This window comes from Bradyrhizobium sp. 179 (assembly GCF_023073535.1).
Taxonomy (GTDB): domain Bacteria; phylum Pseudomonadota; class Alphaproteobacteria; order Rhizobiales; family Xanthobacteraceae; genus Bradyrhizobium.
In genome coordinates, this window is record NZ_JADPJR010000028.1 from 46,310 (window position 1) to 66,985 (window position 20,676).

Below are 20,676 nucleotides of genomic sequence, written 5' to 3' on the forward strand. Positions count from 1 at the left end.
GAAGCCTCTTGGAAACGGCGCTTTGGGCGCGCCACGGGTATATCCGGCGCCTCTTAGCACCGCCGCGCGGCGGGCGAAAGCCAAGGGATTATGCACTTTTAGCCCATCCAGCTTCCGCAGATGGGAAGCGGCAGCCGGCTCCCGGCCGGGCGGGGACTGACGTTCCAGGCGAGATTCAAAAGTCGAATCCAACCCGTTATTTCCCTTGAGAATTCTGTCAGGACAGGCAAACGACAAGCGGCGATGCGGCCGGTCCGCTGGGCCGGCCTGAATCAACTCCTGAAGCGGCCTCTGCAAGGCCTTGAGAGACAGCGTGAAAGCGAAGTGAGATGTCGGGGACTGACAAGAGCAAAGCGGGGCTTTCCCTCGACGGCCCCATCGTGATCCTGGTCGAGCCGCAGCTCGGGGAAAACATCGGCATGGCCGCGCGCGCCATGGGCAATTTTGCGCTTGCCGCCTTGCGCATCGTCAATCCCCGCGACGGCTGGCCCAACATCGCCGCGCAGCGCGCCGCGGCCGGCGCCGACCACATTCTGGAAAAGGCCAAACTGTTTGCGACGGTGGAAGAGGCCGTCGCCGATCTCGATCTGTTGTTCGCCACCACGGCGCGCGCCCACGACCAGGCCAAGCCGGTGGTCGGGCCGGAGGCGGCAGCGGCCGAGATCTCGGGTCACATCGCCACAGAGGGCAAGGCTGGTATCCTGTTCGGCCGGGAGCGCTGGGGCCTCACCAACGAGGAGGTCGGGCTCGCCAACCGTATCATCACCTTCCCGGTCAATCCTGGCTTTGCCTCGCTCAACCTCGCCCAGGCCGTGCTGCTGGTCGGCTATGAATGGTTCAAGCGCGCCACGTCAGGCGAACTGCCGCACGGCATGCCCGAGCGCTCCGAGCGCGCCTCGCAGCACCAGATGCAGGCCTTCTTCGACAACCTCGTGCGCGAGCTCGACAAGGTCGAATTCCTGCGCCCGGCCGAGAAGCGCGACACCATGCTGGTGAACCTGCGCAACATCTTCACCCGGATGGAGCCGACCAAGCAGGACATGCACACGCTGCACGGCGTGGTGATGGCGATCGCGGAAGGCCGCAAGGGCCCGGCCAAGGGCGGCGTGCTCGACGGCGAGCAGGCGACGCGCCTGCGCGCGCTCTTGGCCGAGCACGGGCAGGGCGGCAGCGTGCCTGACAGCGGCTCGACTGTGCGCGGGCTCGCGCGCCTGCTCCGCCGCAACCCGACCGACGCCGAGCGCCTGCTGTGGCAGGCGCTGACCCGCGACCGCCGCTTCGCCGGCCAGTTCAAGCGCCAGACCCCGGTGGGGCGGCACATTCCCGACTTCGTCTCGTTCCCGCACCGGATCGCGATCGAGCTCGTCAACGCGGGCGAGGGGGAAGCCATCGCGGCAGATCGCGCGTCGCGGCGGGCTTGGCTCGAGGCGCGGGATTATCGCGTGCTGGAGATCCGGGCGGCCGATGTGGAGCGTGATATGGAGGCGGAGCTGGTGCGGCTGCAGGGAATGATGTCGGAAGGATCGAGCGCTTCGTAGCAGGTAACCTCAGACTGGGTGCCACCGTCGAATGAAGACTATTGGCTGCCTTCGTCGAGCAGTGTCTTCGCGATAACGTTGCTCTTGTCGCAGACGCTGGAGAACGCGCGGGGAGGGACATCATCGACGAGCGGGCGGTCGGGCAGTTCTCGGACTTTGCCGTCACGAGGCGAGGCGCCGGTGTGAAGCGCTAGCCTCATTTATTGGCACGCTTCGTGCCTCCCAAAGCGGCAGGCCGGCACGATGCCGAACCAAAAGGAGACCCTGGCATGAAACGCGAAGACCTCACCGAAAAGCTGCTCGACATCAAGCGCGAAAAGGGCTGGAGCTGGAAATACATCTGCGAGAAGATCGGCGGCTATTCCGAAGTGCTGATTACGGGCGCGATCCTCGGCCAGATGAAATTGACAAAACCGCAGGCCGCCAACGCCGGCGAGCTGTTCGGTCTGTCGAAGGCGGAAGTTGCGATGCTCAACGAGGTGCCGATGCGCGGCACCGGCACGCCGATGCCGCCGACCGATCCCCTGATCTACCGCTTCTACGAGATGGTGATGGTGAACGGCCCGGCCTGGAAGGCGCTGATCGAGGAAGAGTTCGGCGACGGCATCATGTCGGCGATCGACTTCGACATGGGAATCGAGCGCGTTGCGAACCCGAAGGGCGACCGCGTCAAGATCACTATGAGCGGCAAGTTCCTGCCGTACAAATATTACGGCGCCAGCGGCAACGTGCCGGAATACGGATTTAGGGAGGAGTGATAGAGGCGAGTGGCGAATTGCGAGTAGCGAATGGGGACGCCCAATTCGCCATTCGCCACTCCCTATTCGCCTATTTTATTTCCCCGCCTTCACCTCGGCGGCCGCCACCGCGAGCAATTCGCTCATCTTGGCGCGAATCGTTTGCTCGGTGACGGTGACGTTCTTGGCGGCGAAATCGGCCATGATCTTGCGCAGGACGTCGGCATCGCCGGCCTCCTCGAAATCCGCCGCGACCACCTCCTTGGCATAGGCAGTGGCGGCATCGCCGGTGATGCCGAGCTTTTCCGCCGCCCACAGGCCGAGCAGCCGGTTGCGACGGGCCTCTGCCTTGAATTTCTGCTCCTCGTCGAGGGCGAACTTCTTCTCGAAACCTTCCTGCCGCTTGTCGAACTCGCTCATGCCTTGTTCCAAATCCCTCTGAATGGAGCGGGAGCCTTCCGTTGCGGCGCCCCGACTGCATGCCTACATAGATAGCACATATCGGCAAAACAACGGGCCGTTAAGCCGCAGTCAAGGCGGTATAAGTCGGCGTCGGATGGACCGGATCGATTGTGCTGGGACAGCCAATCGGATAGGTTGCCTGAAGGTTTGGTTCCTGTTCTGTTTCCAGAGGTTCCAGGCCGTTCACGGCAGCTCCGCTGTGGGTCGTAATCCTAGTCAACCGGAGCACACCAGATTCATGGATTTCAACAAAACACGGTACATCCCAATGAGCCGTCGGCGTCGCATTTATGAAGGCAAGGCAAAGGTTCTCTATGAAGGCCCGGAGCCCGGTACCCTGATCCAGCACTTCAAGGATGACGCCACCGCGTTCAATGCGAAAAAGCATCAGGTGATCGAGGGCAAGGGTGTCCTCAACAACCGGATCTCGGAGTACCTGTTTCAGCACCTCAACGACATCGGGGTGCCGACCCATTTCATCCGCCGGCTCAACATGCGCGAGCAGTTGATTCGCGAGGTCGAGATCGTGCCGCTGGAAGTGGTGGTGCGGAACGTTGCCGCCGGCTCGCTGTCGCAGCGCCTCGGCATCGAGGAGGGCACCCAACTGCCCCGTTCGATCATCGAGTTCTACTACAAGAATGACCAGCTCAACGACCCCATGGTGTCGGAAGAGCACATCACTGCGTTCGGCTGGGCGACGCCGCAGGAGATCGACGACATCATGGCGCTCGCCATCCGCGTCAACGATTTCCTCACCGGGCTCTTCCTCGGCATCGGCATCCGCCTCGTCGACTTCAAGATGGAGTGCGGGCGCCTGTTCGAGAACGAGATGATGCGGATCATCGTCGCCGACGAGATCTCGCCGGACTCCTGCCGTCTGTGGGACATCAAGTCGAACGAGAAGCTCGACAAGGACCGCTTCCGCAGGGATCTCGGCGGCCTGCTCGAGGCCTATACCGAAGTCGCAAAGCGCCTCGGCATCCTCATGGAGAACGAGCGTCCGCAGGGCTCCGGCCCGGTGCTGGTGAAAAGCTGAAAGAGGATCTTTGACGTGAAGGCACGTGTTACCGTTACCTTGAAAACGGGTATCCTCGATCCGCAAGGCAAGGCCATCGAAGGCGCGCTGAAGTCGCTCGGCGTCGACGGTATCGCCAGCGTCCGGCAGGGCAAGGTGTTCGACATCGAGCTCGCCGGCGCCGATAAGGCCAAGGCGGAAGCCGCGCTGAAGGAAGCCGCCGACAAGCTGCTGGCGAACACCGTGATCGAGAATTATCGGGTCGAGATCGTCTAACGCGCGCGCCGCTCACAGCCACCCGACACGCCGAAAACGCCAGTACAGCGCGCCGCATGCCGTCAGCATCACGCCGAGCAGCATGTAATAGCCGTATTCCCATTCCAGCTCCGGCATGTGCTTGAAGTTCATGCCGTAGATGCCGGCGAGGGCAGTCGGGATGGCGATGATCGCGAGCCAGGAGGCGAGCTTCTTGGACACCGCCGTTTCCTGCGCCTGGCCGACCAGCAGGCTCGCCTCGAAGGCGAAGGCCAGCACCTCGCGCATGGAATCGATGCGCTCCTGGATGTTGCGGACGTGGTCCGTGACGTCGCGGAACAGCGGCTGCATGGCCTGGCGCACCATGGCGAGTTCGTCGTGCTCCAGCCGGCGGCAAACCTCCACCAGCGGGCCGATCGCGGTCCTGAGCCGCAACAGGTCGCGGCGCAGCATGTAAAGCCGCTCGATCTGCGCCTTGCTGATCGGCTTGGAGAGCACGTCGTCCTCGATGGCCTCGACTTCATCGTGAATGCTTTCGAGCACGGGCGAGTAATTGTCGACGATGAAATCGAGGATGGCGTAGAGGATGTAATCCTCGCCGCGCGCCAGCGCCCGCGGGCAGCTTTCGCAGCGTTCGCGTACCGGCGTGTAGGAGGTCGAAGCGCCGTGGCGCACCGACACCAGATAGCCTTCGCCGACGAAGATGTGCGTCTCGCCGAAGGCGATGCGGCCCTCGATCAATTGCGCGGTGCGCGCGACGATGAACAGAGCCTCGCCATATTGCTCGATCTTGGGCCGCTGATGGGCGTGGTTGGCGTCCTCGATGGCGAGCTCGTGCAAATCGAACTGCTTCTGCACGGCGCCGAGGAGCGCCATGTCGGGTTCGTGCAGGCCGATCCAGACCACGTGTCCGGGCTTGGCCCGCCAGCTCGAGGCCTCGCTGATGGCGATATTGGCAACGCGGCGGCCGTCGACATAGGCGCCGGCCGCGACGACGCCCTCGGCGGACACCGGTTCGGCAGGAGATGCGGACAGCGACGGGACGTTCATGGCTTCAATCCCGGGCAATTCGAGCGGCCAAACCGCATGCGGCCATGGCCTGTGTACAAGGCCCTTTGCCGAGGCTAGCACTGGTAAAATCCCCGTCAAATGGTTATGTCTCTTGGCGAATTGGCCCTCCCTGCCATCTCGATTCCAGCCACCGTCGGAACCTTACGCCATGAAAGCCGCCATCCTCGTCTTTCCCGGAATCAACCGCGAGCGCGACATGGCGCGTGCCTTGAGGCTGATCTCCGGCCGCGAGCCCGCGATGGTGTGGCACGCCGAGACTTCACTGCCTGCGGGCACCGACCTCGTGGTGGTGCCGGGCGGCTTCTCCTATGGCGACTATTTGCGCTGCGGCGCGATCGCGGCGCGCGCGCCCGTAATGGACGCGGTGCGCGACTATGCAGCCAAGGGCGGCCTCGTGCTCGGCGTCTGCAACGGTTTCCAGATCCTCTGCGAATCCGGCCTGTTGCCGGGCGTCTTGATGCGCAATGCGCGGCTGAAATTCATCTGCCACGACGTGCATCTGCGGGTCGAGCGTTCCGACACGCCGTTCACCCGCGGCTACAATGCCGGGCAGGTGATCCGCGTGCCCGTCGCGCATGGCGAGGGCAATTACGAGGCGGACGAAGAGACTATCAAGCGGCTCGAAGGCGAGGGGCGGGTGCTCTATCGCTACTGCTCCCCTGAGGGCGTGGTTGATGAGACCCATAACATCAACGGCGCGGCGCATTCCATCGCCGGCATCGTCAACGACAAGGGCAACGTGCTCGGCATGATGCCGCATCCGGAAAACCACGTCGAAGACATCATGGGCTGCACTGACGGCCGCGGCCTGTTCGCCGGCCTCGTCCAGCATCTGGAAAAAGCCGCGTGATCTGGTTCGTGCTGAAGCGGTCGCTCGCCGCGCTCGCGGCGCTGTCGTTCGCGACCGTTGCGTTCGCGCAGGATTATCCCAAGCGTCCAATCACCATGATCGTGCCGTTCGCGGCCGGCGGCACCTCGGACGTGATCGCGCGGACCGTGGCCGAGCAGATGGGCATCGCGCTCGGCCAGACCATGGTGATCGAGAACGTCGCCGGCGCCGGCGGCTCGACGGCGCTGGCACGCGCCTCCCGCGCCGAGCCCGACGGCTACACCATCGCGATCGGCAATGCCGGCACCAACGCGGCGACCTACACGATCTATCCAAAGCTGCCGTTCACGCCGGAATCGTTCGTGCCGATCGCCATGGTGGCGAAGACGTTCGGCGTCGTCGCCGTGCGCAAGGATTTTCCGGCCAAGGACCTGAAAGAGTTCATCGCCTACGTCAAGGCCAATCCAGGCAGGATCAATCTCGGCCATGCCGGCGTCGGCTCCTCGAACTATCTGATCTGCAAGAGCTTCGTCACCGCCGCCGGGATCGACGCGACGCTGGTCGGCTATCGCGGTGCCGCGCCCGCGCTGACCGATGCGATCGGCGGCCAGATCGACGGCGTCTGCGATGCGGCCGCCTCCGTCTCGCAGGCAATCAACGACAAGCTGGTAAAGGGCCTCGTGGTCGGCTCGACCGTGCGGCTGGCCTCGTTGCCCGATCTGCCGACATCAGCCGAAGCCGGCCTAGCCGAATTCGAGGCGCAGGGCTGGAACGGCCTGTTCGCGCCCAAGGGCACCCCGCCGGCCGTGATCGCCAAGCTGAATGCCGCCGCGCGCACGGCTGTGGAATCCGACGCGGTGAAGAAGCGCTTCGCTGACCTCTCGACCGTTGCGCCCGATCCCGACGAGCACACGCCGGAAGTGCTGCAAAAGCTCGTGACGCGCGACGTGGAAAAATACCGGAAAATGCTCGCGGACGACGCCAAGTAGCGGCCAGCCTTCGATCGACAATCATTCATTTGTTTGCAGGCGGCGCAGCTATGGTTGCGCATCAGTGGCGCCAGACCGAAAGTCAGCTCAATCAGGAGGGGTCGGGCTCGTCACAAAAATGGAGCGGAAGAAGGGGGCGATCTTCCTCGTGGCGGCCGCTACGCCCCATCTCATCCCGCTCTAGCGCAGCTTCAGCCGTTCGGTCGGCACCGTCATTGCCGCAACACCGGCCATGACCAGCAGCAGACCCAGCGCGAGGTTCGACGGCACGCTCTCGCCGAGCAGCAGCACGGAGAGGCCGACGCCGATCGGGATGCGCAAATAGCCTTGGGCGTTCGTCGTGAGCGTGCCGAGCCGCCCGAGGCAAACATAGAACAGCATCAAGCCCAATGCGCTCGACACGATGCCCATGACGATGGTGGCGGTGATCGCGGTCGGCGTCGGGTGCAGCGTCCAGGGCTGGTCGATGAGAAGCGAGGGCGGCAGCAGGATGATGCCGCCGAACAGCAGCGAACCGGCCGCCACCACCATCGGGTCGTAATCGGACAGGCGCAGGCCGAAGATCGTGGCGCAGGCAAACGAGATGGTGGCGAAGAGGATCGCGACCTCCGCGATGATCTCGCGACTGAGCCCGCGCAGCGCATCGAGGCCGACGATGAGAATCGTGCCGGCAAGCCCGAGGATCGCGCCCGCGAGCTTGAGCAGCGTCGCCGGCTCGTGCCGCGTGATCAGCGACGTGATCAGGAAGGCGAAGATCGGCGTCGTCGAAGCCAGCACCACCGTGTTCGACGCCGGCACATATTGCTGCGACCAGGTGATGATCAGGAACGGAAAGGTCGAGTTGATCAATTGCTGGGTCGCGAACAGCTTCCAGGCTTTCGCGTCGGTCGGGATCGTGACGCCGCGCATCCACAGGATCGCGAACAGGAAGGCGGCCGCGATCAGCGAGCGCGCCGCGATGAAGGTGATGGGTGGGATCGTGTCCAGCGCCAGCTTGGCCAGCGGATAGGTCGAGCTCCAGCAGCAGGCCAGCGCCAGCAGCAGCGCGAAGTCGCGCCAGCTGCGTGCGCCGGTGGTGGCGATTGACGGCAACGTTGATGCGGACGCCGTCGTGCGACCCGCCTCCGATGTGCTGTGCGGCACCTTGTTCTTGCTCCCCGGCGCACAAGCGCTTGACCAACTCTGGGCGAGGGAGCGTGAAAAGGGAAGGCCTCGAGCTATGCGTTTGGCTGGGGCTGCGGCTTCCGCTTCACCCGCTTGATCGTCCCGGAAAAGGTGAACAGCGGCCGTCCGTCGGAGGCCAGCTTGCCACGCAGGAAGATCAGCGAGCCGCCGGCGCGAGACACTTCGCCCACGCATTCGATCAACTCGCCCTCGCGTGCTGCATCGAGGAAGTCGCAGGCGAAATTGGTGGTCACGGCAGGTCCATCCAACTCATGTGTGGCGATTGCAAACAGGCAATAATCGGCGAAGGCCATGAAGCAGCCGCCATGGACGTTGCCGGAGCCGTTGAGGTGCTTCCTCTCCACCCGGAAGGCGCAGCGGACGCTGCCGTCCGCCTCGATCCGGTGCCAGAAGGGGCCGACATGGGATTCAAAACTGTCGCGAATCCAGGTCCGCCAGCCCTTGAATTCGCCGTCTGTGGCGACGTGGAGGTCGCGGCGGCGGAGCGGGGGCGCTTTGGTCAATTCGTGCACGGACGTGGGCCTTCAATTGCGGGTCTTTAGCCCTTAAATCCGATCCGTCCGCGCCGTGCAATTCCTGTTCCCGCAGCTCGCCTGCCGCAAAACGTGGGACAGCGGGAAAATGCGCCATAAAGGGCTTTTCGTGAGCCCCCGATGTTCCTAAGAACGGCCAAACGCTGCCGAAAGCCCCCAATCCATGAAGAATGAACCCAAGATCACCCCAGAACTGGTTGCCGCCCACGGGCTCAAGCCCGACGAGTATGAGCGCATCCTCAAGCTGATCGGGCGGGAGCCGACCTTCACGGAACTCGGCATCTTCTCGGCGATGTGGAACGAGCATTGCTCGTACAAGTCCTCACGCATCCATTTGCGCGGCCTGCCGACCAAGGCGCCCTGGGTGATCCAGGGGCCCGGCGAGAATGCCGGCGTGATCGATATCGGGGATGGGCAGGCTGTGGTCTTCAAGATGGAGAGCCACAACCACCCGAGCTACATCGAGCCGTACCAGGGCGCGACCACCGGCGTCGGCGGCATTTTGCGCGACGTCTTTACTATGGGCGCGCGTCCGATCGCTTGCCTCAACGCGCTGAGCTTCGGCGCGCCGGAACATCCCAAGACGCGGCACCTCGTGTCCGGCGTGGTGGCCGGCGTCGGCGGCTACGGCAATTCCTTCGGCGTGCCGACGGTCGGCGGCCAGGTGCGCTTCCACACCCGCTATGACGGCAACATCCTCGTCAACGCGATGGCCGTGGGCCTCGCCGATGCCGACAAGATCTTCTATGCGGCTGCCTCCGGCGTGAACATGCCGATCGTCTATTTGGGCTCCAAGACCGGCCGCGACGGCATTCACGGCGCCTCGATGGCGTCGGCCGAGTTCGACGATAAGTCCGAGGAGAAGCGCCCGACCGTGCAGGTCGGCGATCCCTTCGCCGAGAAGCTGCTGCTCGAGGCCTGCCTCGAGATCATGGAGAAGGGCTGCGTCATCGCGATCCAGGACATGGGCGCGGCGGGCCTGACCTGCTCGGCGGTCGAGATGGGCGCCAAGGGCGACCTCGGCGTCGATCTCGATCTCGATGCGGTGCCGACGCGCGAGACCGGCATGAGCGCCTACGAGATGATGCTCTCGGAGAGCCAGGAGCGCATGCTCATGGTGCTCAAGCCCGAGAAGGAGAAAGAGGCCGAGGCGATCTTCAGGAAGTGGGGGCTCGACTTCGCTGTCGTCGGCTACACCACGCCGAGCAAGCGTTTCGTGGTCAAGCATGGCGGCGACGTCATGGCCGATCTGCCGATCAAGGAGCTCGGCGACGAGGCGCCGGTCTATGACCGCCCGCATGTCCCCTCCGCCGCGCCGCCGATCGTGCACGCCCGCGACGTGCCGGCGCCGATGGGCCTGGGTGCGGCCTTGGAGAAGCTGATCGGCACGCCGGACATGTGCTCTAAGCGCTGGGTCTGGGAGCAGTACGACCACGTCATTCTCGGCAACACCATGCAGCGTCCCGGCGGCGATGCCGCCGTGGTGCGCGTGCAGGACGGGCCGAAGGGCCTGGCGCTCACCGTCGATGTCACGCCGCGCTATTGCGAAGCCGATCCGTTCGAGGGGGGCAAGCAGGCGGTGGCGGAAGCTTGGCGTAACATCACCGCGGTCGGCGGCAAGCCGCTGGCGATTACCGACAACCTCAATTTCGGCAATCCTGAACGGCCCGAGATCATGGGCCAGTTCGTCGGCTGCCTGCAGGGCATCTCGGAAGCCTGCCGTACGCTCGACTTCCCGGTCGTCTCCGGCAACGTCTCGCTCTACAACGAGACCAACGGCCGGGCGATCCTGCCGACGCCCTCGATCGGCGGCGTCGGTCTGCTCGACGATTTCACCAAGTCTGCCTCCCTGGCCTTCAAAGCCGAGGGCGAAGCGATCCTGCTGATCGGCGAGACCCATGGCTGGCTCGGCCAGTCGGTGTACCTGCGCGACATCTGCGGTCGCGAGGAGGGCGCCCCGCCGCCGGTCGATCTTAGCGCCGAAAAGCGCAACGGCGATTGCGTGCGCGGCATGATCCATGCGGGCACAGCGACGGCCGTGCACGACCTCTCCGATGGCGGTCTGCTGGTCGCGCTCGCCGAGATGGCGATGGCGAGCGGCATCGGCGCAAGACTGCTCGCAGCACCGACCGCGCTCGTTCCGCAGGCTTATTGGTTCGGCGAAGACCAGGCGCGCTATCTCGTCACCGTGCCGGAAACGGAGGCCGGCCGCGTGCTCGCCAAGATGCGCGGCTGCGAGGTGCCCTGCGTGCGCATCGGCACCACTGGTGGCGATGCGGTTGCGATCTCAGGTGAAGCGCCGGTGGCGATCGACGTGTTGCGTCAGTCGTTCGAGCGCTGGCTGCCGGAGTATATGGGCGGGAAGGTGGCCTGAGCGGCTTCCGCATACTCAGACCCGGATTACGCTTCACAACACGTGCGACGCGCCCGGAATCTTCCGCAACGCCGCAGTCAGGCCCCAGCTCAGGATCGCCGTGAGCACGAAGCCGATCGCCGCCTTCGCGATCGCAGGCCACGCATAGTCGAACAGAGCGTACTGGATCCACAGCGCGATCGGATAATGCACCAGGAACATGCCGTAGGCATCCGCCTGCATGCGGTCGAGCAGGGTCGGCCCTGGCGCCTTCGAATGCAGGAAGAAGGCGAGAATCGCGAGCAGGATCGAGGCCGAGAACAGCACGAGAAACGTGCCGTAGAACACATGATACCAGTGCGGCAGCGGATCCGGATTCCCGAGGATCTCACGCTTGATATAGATCATGCCCCACATCAGGCAGTAGGGGATCAGCGTGACGACCACCCACAGCCAGCGGGTTTTCGGCAACTGGCCCTCGGCGCTGAGCACACCGCGGTCGAAGTTCGCCGCACCGACGCTGACCCCTATGAAGAAATACGCGAAATAGAGCAGGATGCGGCTCGCCTGCACCGAGAACGGCCCGAACTCGAACCACTTGTTGGCCCCGAAATAGACCAGCGCCGGCACGTAGACGATGACACTGATGGCCGCGAGCAGCAGCCAGAATAGGGCCGGTTGCTCGAAACCGCGCACCGAGATGCGGTTGACCGGATCGACCAGATGCGCCGAGACCCGGTAGAGCAGGCTCGCCGTCAGGTCGAACGCCAGCAGCACCCAGACGAACCAGATCGGGCCGCTCGGCCACGGGCCCGCCGTCACCGTCTTCCACCAGAACGAAGCGAAGGTCAGCTCCGGCTCCTGCCGCAGCGCGATCGCGTAATAAGCGAGCGGAATGACGGTGAAGGCCGCGATCACGAACGGCAGCCCGAGGCGCAACAGGCGGTCGCGGAGAAAGACTGACGGCGCCTTGCGCGCGATGCCCGGCCAGGTGAACAGTCCCGACAGGAAGAAGAACATCGCCATGAAGAAGCTGTCGGTGGCGAGCACGATCACGTCGAAGCCGGCCCAGGAGGCCGGATCGGTGTGACCGAAATGCGTGTAGGGGATCACCGCGTGATGCAGCAGCACGACCAGCGTCAGGAAGGTGCGGGCGCGATCGAGCGACAAATTGCGCGCCTTGCTCTTGGGCGCAGCATGCGCCTCCGCGCCGATCGTCGCTGAATGTGACATCGTGATCATCGTTGCCCCGCGCTCCCGCTCCCGGTGCGGACTGTGCCGCCGGGAACCAGATTCATCAAGGGCCCTTTGGGTCACCTAGGAACCAGTTCCGCGCAGCGAAGTTAGCGTTCGCGAAAAAGGTGTGAGGGCCGCGAGGGGGCGGCACCAATTCGGAGGCGGCGATGACGATCCTGAAGTGGGCGCTGATTTTCTTACTTGTCTCGATCGTGGCCGGTGTGCTCGGCTTCACCGGCATTTCGGCCGCCTCCGCCGATATCGCCCGCTTCCTGTTCTACGTCTTCGTCGTGATCTTCCTGGTGCTGCTAATATTGGGGCTCACGATCTTCAGGGCGTAGCCCTGCGGCATCCATGCTTACACTCGTCATGGCCGGCGACGAGCCCGGCCGTGACGGCGGCGTCTAGCCAGGGCTAGCCCACTTCCTCGATCTTCACCTTGTCCGGATAGAAGGCGAGATGGCCGGAAATCTCCGTCATCGCGGGGAAGGGCGTCTCGTAGGTCCAGATCGCATTGTCCAGCGTCTTGCCATCGGCCTTGATGCTGTAATAGCTCGCGTCGCCCTTGTACGGGCAGTGGGTGACGCGGTCGGTGCGCTCGAGCAGCGCCATATTGGTGTCCTCCCGCGGTACATACTGTACCGCCGGATATTTGGCCTCCTTTAGGGTCAGCGCCTTGCTGGTCTCGGCAATCACGATGTCGCCGGCCGACACGCGGACGCGCCGGGGATTTTGGGTGATGGTGATGGGGTGGTCGGGCCCTGGAAGCTTCATGATGTCACGCCTTTTCGATCAACCTGCCGCGCGCGGCACTTTATCGTGCCTTCCTGTTGCGATCAGGGATATAGTGCCGGACGGCGTGACGGTGAAGGCCGTTCACGCTAAGTTTGGCCGAGCCGGTGAGGGGACCCCGGCAAGCGATTCGAGACCAGAAGGAGCAAGACCCGAAATGCCCATGGACGCCCACGATATCGAGGCGATGATCAAGGCAGCGATCCCCGATGCCGAGGTGACCATCCGAGACCTCGCCGGCGACGGCGATCACTATGCCGCGACCGTGATCTCTGAATCCTTCCGCGGCAAGTCCCGCGTCCAGCAGCACCAGATCGTGTATCAGTCCCTGCGCGGGCAGATGGGCGGCGTCCTGCACGCCCTGGCGCTGCAAACCGGGGTACCTGGCGGACCCGGGGCGCCGGGCACCTGATCTGAACGGCACCTGATCTCGGCGCGACGGGGGACGATGATGGCTGCGGACAACCCGCGCGGCGCAATGTTTCGCGTCATCGGTCCGAACCAGCACGGCCGCGTCACCAATGCCGAGCTGTTCTTCGACCTCGTCTTCGTCTTTGCCGTCACGCAAATCTCCCACACGCTGCTGCACCATTTCACGCCGCTCGGCGCGGTCCATGTCGCGGTGCTGTTTCTGGCGGTGTGGTGGGTGTGGGTCTACACCGCCTGGGTCACCAACTGGCTCAATCCCGAGCTGACGCCGGTCCGCATCCTGCTGTTTGCGATGATGCTGGGCGGCCTCGTGCTGTCGACGACCATCCCAACCGCCTTCGAGGGCCGGGGCCTGTGGTTTGCGATTGCCTATGCGGCCATGCAGGTCGGACGCACGGCGTTCTGGCTGTTCGCGACCCCCCATCATCGCACCGCGGTGCGGCACAACGCCATTCGCATCCTGACCTGGCTGTCGCTCTCCGCTGTGTTGTGGATCGCAGGCGGCTTGTCCGAGGGAGACACCCGGCTATGGCTGTGGATCGCAGCAGTGACCTGGGAGTACATCTCGCCGGCCGCACGCTTCTGGGTCCCGAAGCTGGGCTTCTCGTCGGTCGAGGCCTGGGCCGTCGAAGGCGCGCACATGGCCGAGCGCTGCTCTTTGTTCGTCATCATCGCGCTTGGCGAAGCCGTCGTCGTCAACGGCGCCACTTTTGCTGAGCTGACCTGGACCGCGGGCAACATCCTCGCCTTCGTCTCGGCCCTGGTCGGCGCCATCGCGATGTGGTGGGTCTATTTCCACAAGGGCGCGGAGGCCGGCTCCGAGCGCATCTCCAAGTCCACCGAATCCGGGCGGCTGGCGCGGCTCGCCTACACTTATCTGCACATGCCGATCGTCGCCGGCATCATCCTGACCGCGGTCTCGGACGAACTGGTGCTGAAGCATCCCACCGGTCATTCCGACCTGCGGATCATCCTGAGCACGATCGGCGGGCCGCTGGTATTCCTGGTCGGCACCATCCTGTTCAAGCACGCCATTCGCGGCTTCCTTCAGCTCTCCCACGGCATCGGCATCATCCTGCTGCTGGTGCTGTGGTGGTTCGCCGCCGACCTCTCGCCGCTCTGGCTGTCGGTCGCGACGTCCGTGATCATGATTGTCGTTGCGGTGTGGGAATCGGTGTCGCTCGGGTCGGCAACCGAGGCCTAAGCGGGGAGGCCTAGTCGGCGACCTCCAGCGCGTGCACCGAGAACATCTTGGCCGCATCGGTCCAGCTTTCGCGCACGCGCCAGCCTGCGTCTTGCGCCAACGCAGCAAAGCGCTCGAGGCTGTATTTGTAGCTGTTCTCGGTGTGGATGCTCTCACCGGCGCGGAACGAGAAGCTGGTGCCGAGCAGGCGCACGATCTGGCTCTTCTTGCTGATCAGGTGCATCTCGATCCGATGACGCTCGCGATTGTAGATCGCGCGATGGGTGAACGCGGAGAGATCGAAATTGCCGCCGAGTTCGCGGTTGATGCGGACCAGCACATTGAGGTTGAAGCGCGCAGTGACGCCGGCGGCATCGTTATAGGCATCAAAGAGCACCCGCTCGTCCTTCTCGAGATCGGCGCCGATGATCATCTGCGCGCCGCGGCCGAGGATCTTGCGTGCGCTCTTCAGGAAGCCCTCGGCTTCCTGCGGCTCGAAATTGCCGATGGTCGAGCCAGGGAAGAAGCCGACCTTGGGCATGGACGCGACCGCCCTGGGCAGCTCGAACGGCGTGGTGAAGTCGGCCGCCACCGGGTGGATGCCGAGCGCGGGAAAATCCCGCTTCAAGCCGTTTGCCTGCGCCTTCAGGAAATCGCCGGAGATGTCGACGGGCACATAGGCTGCAAACTTGCAGTGGTTCAACAGCAGCCGGACCTTCGTGGTCGCGCCGGCGCCGAACTCGACCAGGGCCGCATGCTCTGGGATGATCTTCGCGATCTCGCTGCCGCGCTCTTTCAGGATCGATAGCTCGGTGCGCGTCGGATAATATTCCGGCAGGCGCGTGATCGCCTCGAACAATTCCGATCCGGTCGCATCGTAGAAATATTTCGGCGACAGCTTTTTCGGCTGCTGCGAGAGATTCTCGATCGCCTCGCGGGCGAAGGCAGTCGTCTGCTCGTCGGGGAGATGGGCTTCGGCCAAAGCGCTGGCGTGCACATTCATGATACTCTCCTGAACGCGCTGTCCGGCGCGCATTTGTCGTCGGAAGTTTTTTTACTCGTAGTCGGCAAGCCGCAGCCCCGTGAACTGCCAGCGGTGGTGCGGATAGAAGAAGTTGCGATAGGTGATACGGCTGTGGCCTTCGGGAGTTGCAAGCGAGGAGCCGCGCAGCACCAACTGGTTGACCATGAATTTGCCGTTGTATTCGCCGAGCGCGCCTTCGACGGCGCGGTAGCCGGGGTAGGGCGCGTATGAAGAGCGGGTCCATTGCCAGACAATGCCGAAAGCATCGTTGAGCTGGCCCGTGCGGGCCGCGACCTCCCATTCTATCTCGGTCGGCAGGTGCTTTCCGGCCCAGCGCGCGAACGCATCCGCCTCGTAATAGCTGACGTGGCAGACCGGCGCGTTCGGATCGATCGGCTTGAGGCCGGCCAGCGTCATCACGTGCCAGGCGCCATCGACCTCGCGCCAATGGCCCGGAGCGTCCCAGCCCTCATTGCTCACGGTGGCAAAACCGTCCATCAGCCACAGCGTTGCGGTCCGGTAGCCGCCGTCGCGCATGAAGGCGAGCCATTCGCCGTTGGTGACGAGATGGCGGGCGATCTTGACCGGGCCGACGAGGGCGCGATGCGGCGGCTTCTCATTGTCGAAATGGAAGCTGTCGTCGACGTGGCCGACGGTGTGGATGCCCTCGTTCAGCGTCAGCCAGTCCTCGCCGCCCCGGGTCGCGGCCGGGAAACGCCAGTTCGGATCGTAGACCGGCGAGACCGGGTTTTGCGCGAAGGCGTGCAGGATGTCGGTGAACATCAATTCCTGATGCTGCTGCTCGTGATTGAGCCCGACCTCGACCAGCGGTGCGATCTCGCGCAGCTTGTCCCAGCCGGCCTCGCGGAAGAATTTGACGACGGCTGCATCGACATAGCTGCGATAGGCGCCGACCTGGTCGGCGTTGGGACGCGTGATGTCGCCGCGGCGATGCCGGGCATGACGCGCGCCGGCGCTGACGTAATAGGAATTGAACAGGAACGCGAAATCGGGGTGGAAGGGCCGGTAATTAGGACAGTGCTCGCCGAGCAGGAATTGCTCCCAAAACCAGGTGGTATGCGCCCGGTGCCATTTCGTCGGGCTCGCATCGGGCATGGACTGGATCTGCTGGTCCTCCGGCGACAGCGGGGCGGCACGGCGCTCGGTCTCGTCGCGTACGGTCAGAAACGCGTCTTGAAGCCGCTGGGCGAACTTGCCCGGGTCGGAGGACAGCGACGAAAGCTGAGGGGCGGCCGTAGCGGAGGCTGGTTTCGTCACGGTTTTCTCCAGACAGGACAAGAGAACGTTGTTCGCGTTTCCCGGTTCCATGACCAGGGTTCGTCCTAGATAGGGGCTCCGTTACGGTATGAAAGTCCTCGCCAGCGATGATATTGTTGTCATCAGCCTATGCACCGGGGGCGGTTCAGACCGGCCGCCGCCGACCGTTCGCCGCCATTTTGCTTTGGATGCACAACGGTTTGGGCTACATATATGACAGATATCGGGTTAGATCGGCTGAGCCGGCCCGACGTGAAAGAAGGGCTCCGCCCCAGAAGGACACGGATATGAGCATCGAGGAATTCATCGCCAACGAAGTGAAGTCGAACGACGTGGTTCTGTTCATGAAGGGCACGCCGCAATTTCCGCAATGCGGGTTCTCCGGCCAGGTCGTCCAAATCCTCGACCACATCGGCGTCGGCTATAAAGGCCTCAACGTCCTCGAATCCGCCGAGCTGCGCAACGCCATCAAGGAATACTCGAACTGGCCGACCATCCCGCAGCTCTATGTGAAGGGCGAGTTCGTCGGCGGCTGCGATATCGTCCGCGAGATGTTTCAGGCCGGCGAATTGCAGCAGCTCCTCTCTGAGAAGGGCGTCGTCGTCGCGGCTTGATGCATGGCCCAGCTGACGCGCCGGATCGGCGGCGCCGAGCTCGAGGTCATCGTTGCCGACATCACCACGCTCGGCGTTGACGCCATCGTCAACGCCGCAAATTCGTCTCTCCTTGGTGGAGGCGGCGTCGACGGGGCGATCCACGACGCTTCCGGTCCCGAGCTTCTCGCCGAGTGCCGGACGCTCGGAGGATGCCCGACCGGCGATGCCAAGATCACCAAGGGCTATCTTCTGCCTGCGCGGCATGTGATCCATGCGGTCGGCCCCGTCTGGCACGGCGGCGGCCGCGGCGAGGCGGAGGCGCTGCGCTCGTGCTATCGGCGCGCGCTCGAGCTCTGTCAGGCCAACGGGCTGACTTCGCTGGCCTTCTCCGCGATCTCCACCGGCGTGTATCGTTTCCCGGCCGACCAGGCCGCGACGATTGCAGTTCATACGACCATCGACACGCTGCCGGCCACGCCCTCGGTCACCCGCGTCATATTCTGTTGTTTCTCGGAGATAAGCGCCGCTCTTCACACGGCCGTTCTGGCGCGATACGGCAGCCCTTGTGCCTGACAACGCGGTCGGTACACTCCGCGGGCCATGTTCCGGGGAGGGGATATGATTTCACAATCAGGATTGCGTGCGCTGGTCTGCGGCGCGCTGATGTCGCTTGGCCCCGTGTCGCTGGCGCGGGCGGAGGGCACCTACGAGATTCCAGCCGGCGCGCATCTCAACCAGGACAAGCTCGCGAGGATCAGCGAGTTCTTCAAGAACGAAGTCGCTACCGGCAAGATCGCCGGCGCAACCGTGCTGATCAAGCAGCACGGTAAGGCGGTCTTTCACGAAGCGTTCGGCGTTCAGGACGTGGTCAGCAAGGCGCCGATCACCGATAAGACGATCTTCCGCCTGTTCTCGATGACCAAAGCGATTACCTCAGTGGTCGCGATGCAATTGGTCGAGGAGGGCAAGATCAAGCTCGACGATCCCGTCGCGAAATACATCCCGTCCTTCGCCAATGTGAAGGTCGGCGTCGAGAAGAAGGCCGAGGACGGCAGCAGGTCGCTCGAACTGGTGCCGCCCAACCGGCCGATGACGGTGCTCGACCTGATGCGCCACACCTCGGGCATCACCTATGGCTTCTATGGCGACAGCCTGGTGCGCAAAGCCTATCGCGAGGCGAACATCTATGCCGGCGATTTCGATCTTGCCGAGTTCGCCGAGCGGATCGCAAAACTGCCACTGCACAACCAGCCGGGTGCGCTCTGGCAATATGGCCATTCCACCGACGTGCTGGCGCGCGTGATGGAGATCGCGGCCGGCAAGCCGCTGATCGATATCATGCGGGAAAAGCTGCTCGATCCGCTCGGCATGGTCGATACCGGGTTCTTCGTCACCGACCCGGAGAAGCAGAAGCTGCTAGCGCAGCCGGTGCCGAACGACGGCGATTTCCGGGTCGGCCGTATCAACGATCCAACAGTCGTCAAGAAGATCCAATTCGCCAGCGGCGGCATGGTCACGACCATGGCCGACTATGAGCGCTTTGCGCAGATGCTACTCAACGGCGGCAGCCTCCATGGCAAGACCATTCTCAAACCCGAGACTTTCAAGCTGATGGTGACCGATCAGGTCGGACCAGGCTCCGGCGTCGAGCGCGACTACTTCTACTTTCCCGGTGACGGGTTTGGCTTCGGCCTCGGTCTTGCCGTCCGCACTGATCCCGGCAATGCCAAGCCGCCGCCGCCGGGCAATCTCGGCGAATTGAAGTGGGACGGCGCCTCCGGCTGCTATTTCGTGATCGACCCCAAGCAGGACATGTTCTTCGTCCTCCTGGAACAAACCCCGACCGAGCGCCAGCGCGTGCAACGGACATTGAAGCAGTTGGTCTATGAAGCCATGGAGAAGTGAAGTGCGCGGGCGCCGCGCGCTGATCGCGGGGCTCGTTGTTCTGGTCGGTGCCTGCGGTGCGAAGGCCGGCTCTGAGGGACGGGCCGCGCGCAGCTTCTCGCGCGAAGGGTTGGCGAAGGTTTCCGACTACATCCGAAACGAGATCGCCACCGGCAAGATCCCCGGCGCCATCCTGCTCCTTCAGCAGCACGGCAAGCCGGTCTATTACGAAAATTTCGGCGTCCGCGACGTCGCGACCGAGATCTCGATGAGCGCGGATACGATCTTCCGGCTCTATTCGATGTCGAAGCCGATCACCTCTGTCATGGCGATGATGCTGGTCGAGGAGGGCAAGCTTTCGCTCGACGATCCCGTCTCGAAATACATTCCGGCCTTTGCCAAGATGAAGGTCGGCGTCGAGAAGAAGGCCGAGGACGGCAAGGTCGCGCTGGCGTTGGAAGCGCAGAATCGTCCCGTCACGATCAAGGACCTGCTTCGCCACACGTCGGGTCTGCCCTATGGCTATTATGGTGGCGGCATGGTGCGGGAGCTCTATGCCGAGGCCAATCTGTTCCAAAGCAATCTCAGCAATGCCGACTTCGTCGCGAAGATCACCACGCTGCCGCTGGTCGAGCAGCCGGGCACCGCGTGGGATTACGGCTTTTCCACCGACGTGCTCGGCCGCGTCATCGAGGTGGTCGCGGGAAAGACCCTGCTTCAGTTTGAGAAAGAGCGGCTGCTCGATCCGCTTGGCATGACCGAGACCGCGTTCTTCGTCGCCGATCCCGCCAAATTCCCGCGCATTGCCGAGCCGATGCCGGAGGATCGCAACATCGACCCGACCACGCCGGTTCGCGACATCAGGCGGCCGTCGAAGTGGGAATCGGGCGGCGGCGGCATGGTCGGCACGGTCGGCGACTACGCCCGTTTCGCGCAGATGCTGCTCAGTGGCGGCACATATGAGGGACGGCGTTATCTCAAGCCCGAGACGATCGCGCTGATGGCATCCGATCACATTGGACCTGAGACGAAGATCGCGCGCGACCAGAACTATTACCCGGGCGCCACAAGCGGATTCGGCCTCGGCTTCGCCGTACGTACCGCAGTGCCGTCGGGTACTTCCTGGCCGCTTGGCGAATATCGCTGGGACGGCGTCGGCGGCACATTCTTCTTCATCGATCCCAAAGACGATCTGTTCGGGATCTTCATGGTGCAGACCCCCTCGCAGCGCGGCCGGATCCAGCTGGCGCTGAAGACGCTGATCTATCAAGCAATGGGGCGATGATC

At 63.8% G+C, this 20,676-nt stretch carries 22 protein-coding genes; 14 read left to right on the forward strand and 8 right to left on the reverse strand.

What is annotated here, in order from left to right:
* Positions 1-329: 329 nt before the first annotated feature.
* Together IVB12_RS05855 and cynS are read left to right on the forward strand one after the other, a co-directional pair.
* Positions 330-1,538, forward strand: a complete 1,209-nt coding sequence (locus IVB12_RS05855; protein ID WP_247296538.1) for a TrmJ/YjtD family RNA methyltransferase — start codon at positions 330-332, stop codon at positions 1,536-1,538.
* Positions 1,539-1,807: 269 nt separating this feature from the next.
* On the forward strand, positions 1,808-2,296 hold the full coding sequence (cynS, locus tag IVB12_RS05860; protein WP_247296540.1) for a cyanase: 489 nt from the start codon (positions 1,808-1,810) through the stop codon (positions 2,294-2,296).
* 75 nt (positions 2,297-2,371) lie between these two features.
* Here the strand turns inward: cynS and IVB12_RS05865 are convergent, their stop codons facing one another.
* Positions 2,372-2,695: a DUF1476 domain-containing protein gene (locus IVB12_RS05865; RefSeq protein ID WP_247296542.1), complete on the reverse strand. Its 324-nt coding sequence runs from the start codon at positions 2,693-2,695 to the stop codon at positions 2,372-2,374.
* A 310-nt stretch (positions 2,696-3,005) separates the two neighbouring features.
* On the opposite strand from IVB12_RS05865, the gene purC reads away from it, so the two are divergent.
* Both purC and purS read left to right on the forward strand, forming a co-directional pair.
* On the forward strand, positions 3,006-3,773 hold the full coding sequence (gene purC, locus IVB12_RS05870) for a phosphoribosylaminoimidazolesuccinocarboxamide synthase (protein ID WP_173015815.1): 768 nt from the start codon (positions 3,006-3,008) through the stop codon (positions 3,771-3,773).
* Positions 3,774-3,788: 15 nt separating this feature from the next.
* Positions 3,789-4,028 carry a phosphoribosylformylglycinamidine synthase subunit PurS gene (gene purS / locus IVB12_RS05875; RefSeq protein ID WP_247280678.1) on the forward strand — a complete coding sequence of 80 codons (240 nt, stop codon included), beginning with the start codon at positions 3,789-3,791 and terminating at the stop codon, positions 4,026-4,028.
* A 12-nt stretch (positions 4,029-4,040) separates the two neighbouring features.
* Here purS and IVB12_RS05880 read toward each other — a convergent pair whose 3' ends face one another.
* On the reverse strand, positions 4,041-5,057 hold the full coding sequence (locus IVB12_RS05880) for a magnesium and cobalt transport protein CorA (RefSeq protein WP_247296544.1): 1,017 nt from the start codon (positions 5,055-5,057) through the stop codon (positions 4,041-4,043).
* 169 nt (positions 5,058-5,226) lie between these two features.
* On the opposite strand from IVB12_RS05880, the gene purQ reads away from it, so the two are divergent.
* Positions 5,227-5,928 carry a phosphoribosylformylglycinamidine synthase subunit PurQ gene (gene purQ / locus IVB12_RS05885; protein ID WP_247296546.1) on the forward strand — a complete coding sequence of 234 codons (702 nt, stop codon included), beginning with the start codon at positions 5,227-5,229 and terminating at the stop codon, positions 5,926-5,928.
* Positions 5,925-6,896 (forward strand): tripartite tricarboxylate transporter substrate binding protein BugD, encoded by a 972-nt coding sequence (locus tag IVB12_RS05890; RefSeq protein ID WP_247296549.1) that lies wholly within the window; start codon positions 5,925-5,927, stop codon positions 6,894-6,896. The genes purQ and IVB12_RS05890 overlap by 4 nt, the downstream gene beginning before the upstream one ends.
* Positions 6,897-7,076: 180 nt before the next feature.
* Here the strand turns inward: IVB12_RS05890 and IVB12_RS05895 are convergent, their stop codons facing one another.
* Positions 7,077-8,039: a DMT family transporter gene (locus tag IVB12_RS05895; RefSeq protein ID WP_247296551.1), complete on the reverse strand. Its 963-nt coding sequence runs from the start codon at positions 8,037-8,039 to the stop codon at positions 7,077-7,079.
* 74 nt (positions 8,040-8,113) lie between these two features.
* Complete coding sequence (locus IVB12_RS05900) at positions 8,114-8,593, reverse strand: PaaI family thioesterase (RefSeq protein ID WP_247296553.1); 480 nt, start codon at positions 8,591-8,593, stop codon at positions 8,114-8,116.
* Between the two features lie 184 nt (positions 8,594-8,777).
* Here IVB12_RS05900 and purL point away from each other — a divergent pair, with 184 nt between their 5' ends.
* A complete protein-coding gene (purL, locus tag IVB12_RS05905; protein ID WP_247296560.1) occupies positions 8,778-10,988 on the forward strand; it encodes a phosphoribosylformylglycinamidine synthase subunit PurL in 2,211 nt (736 codons plus the stop codon).
* A 33-nt stretch (positions 10,989-11,021) separates the two neighbouring features.
* Here the strand turns inward: purL and IVB12_RS05910 are convergent, their stop codons facing one another.
* Complete coding sequence (locus IVB12_RS05910) at positions 11,022-12,209, reverse strand: acyltransferase (protein ID WP_247296562.1); 1,188 nt, start codon at positions 12,207-12,209, stop codon at positions 11,022-11,024.
* A gap of 161 nt (positions 12,210-12,370) precedes the next feature.
* On the opposite strand from IVB12_RS05910, the gene IVB12_RS05915 reads away from it, so the two are divergent.
* Positions 12,371-12,544, forward strand: a complete 174-nt coding sequence (locus IVB12_RS05915) for a DUF1328 domain-containing protein (protein WP_007612121.1) — start codon at positions 12,371-12,373, stop codon at positions 12,542-12,544.
* A 73-nt stretch (positions 12,545-12,617) separates the two neighbouring features.
* On the opposite strand, the gene IVB12_RS05920 is transcribed toward IVB12_RS05915, so the two are convergent.
* A complete protein-coding gene (locus IVB12_RS05920; RefSeq protein ID WP_247296564.1) occupies positions 12,618-12,977 on the reverse strand; it encodes a DUF427 domain-containing protein in 360 nt (119 codons plus the stop codon).
* Between the two features lie 175 nt (positions 12,978-13,152).
* Between IVB12_RS05920 and IVB12_RS05925 the strand changes: the two genes are divergently transcribed.
* Together IVB12_RS05925 and IVB12_RS05930 are read left to right on the forward strand one after the other, a co-directional pair.
* A complete protein-coding gene (locus IVB12_RS05925; protein ID WP_028137365.1) occupies positions 13,153-13,407 on the forward strand; it encodes a BolA family transcriptional regulator in 255 nt (84 codons plus the stop codon).
* A gap of 39 nt (positions 13,408-13,446) precedes the next feature.
* The gene (locus tag IVB12_RS05930; protein ID WP_247280766.1) at positions 13,447-14,628 is read left to right on the forward strand and encodes a low temperature requirement protein A; all 1,182 of its coding nucleotides are present in this window, start codon (positions 13,447-13,449) and stop codon (positions 14,626-14,628) included.
* A gap of 10 nt (positions 14,629-14,638) precedes the next feature.
* Here IVB12_RS05930 and egtD read toward each other — a convergent pair whose 3' ends face one another.
* Together egtD and egtB are read right to left on the reverse strand one after the other, a co-directional pair.
* On the reverse strand, positions 14,639-15,610 hold the full coding sequence (egtD, locus tag IVB12_RS05935; RefSeq protein WP_247296566.1) for an L-histidine N(alpha)-methyltransferase: 972 nt from the start codon (positions 15,608-15,610) through the stop codon (positions 14,639-14,641).
* A 51-nt stretch (positions 15,611-15,661) separates the two neighbouring features.
* The gene (egtB, locus tag IVB12_RS05940) at positions 15,662-16,960 is read right to left on the reverse strand and encodes an ergothioneine biosynthesis protein EgtB (protein ID WP_247296568.1); all 1,299 of its coding nucleotides are present in this window, start codon (positions 16,958-16,960) and stop codon (positions 15,662-15,664) included.
* Between the two features lie 236 nt (positions 16,961-17,196).
* On the opposite strand from egtB, the gene grxD reads away from it, so the two are divergent.
* The 4 genes from grxD to IVB12_RS05960 are packed head-to-tail and all read left to right on the forward strand — an operon-like array spanning position 17,197 to position 20,674.
* Positions 17,197-17,523, forward strand: a complete 327-nt coding sequence (gene grxD, locus IVB12_RS05945) for a Grx4 family monothiol glutaredoxin (protein ID WP_247296571.1) — start codon at positions 17,197-17,199, stop codon at positions 17,521-17,523.
* Positions 17,524-17,526: 3 nt separating this feature from the next.
* Positions 17,527-18,078: an O-acetyl-ADP-ribose deacetylase gene (locus IVB12_RS05950; protein WP_247296573.1), complete on the forward strand. Its 552-nt coding sequence runs from the start codon at positions 17,527-17,529 to the stop codon at positions 18,076-18,078.
* A gap of 45 nt (positions 18,079-18,123) precedes the next feature.
* Positions 18,124-19,410 carry a serine hydrolase domain-containing protein gene (locus tag IVB12_RS05955; RefSeq protein ID WP_247296575.1) on the forward strand — a complete coding sequence of 429 codons (1,287 nt, stop codon included), beginning with the start codon at positions 18,124-18,126 and terminating at the stop codon, positions 19,408-19,410.
* A gap of 1 nt (position 19,411) precedes the next feature.
* On the forward strand, positions 19,412-20,674 hold the full coding sequence (locus tag IVB12_RS05960) for a serine hydrolase domain-containing protein (RefSeq protein WP_247296577.1): 1,263 nt from the start codon (positions 19,412-19,414) through the stop codon (positions 20,672-20,674).
* Positions 20,675-20,676: the final 2 nt, after the last annotated feature.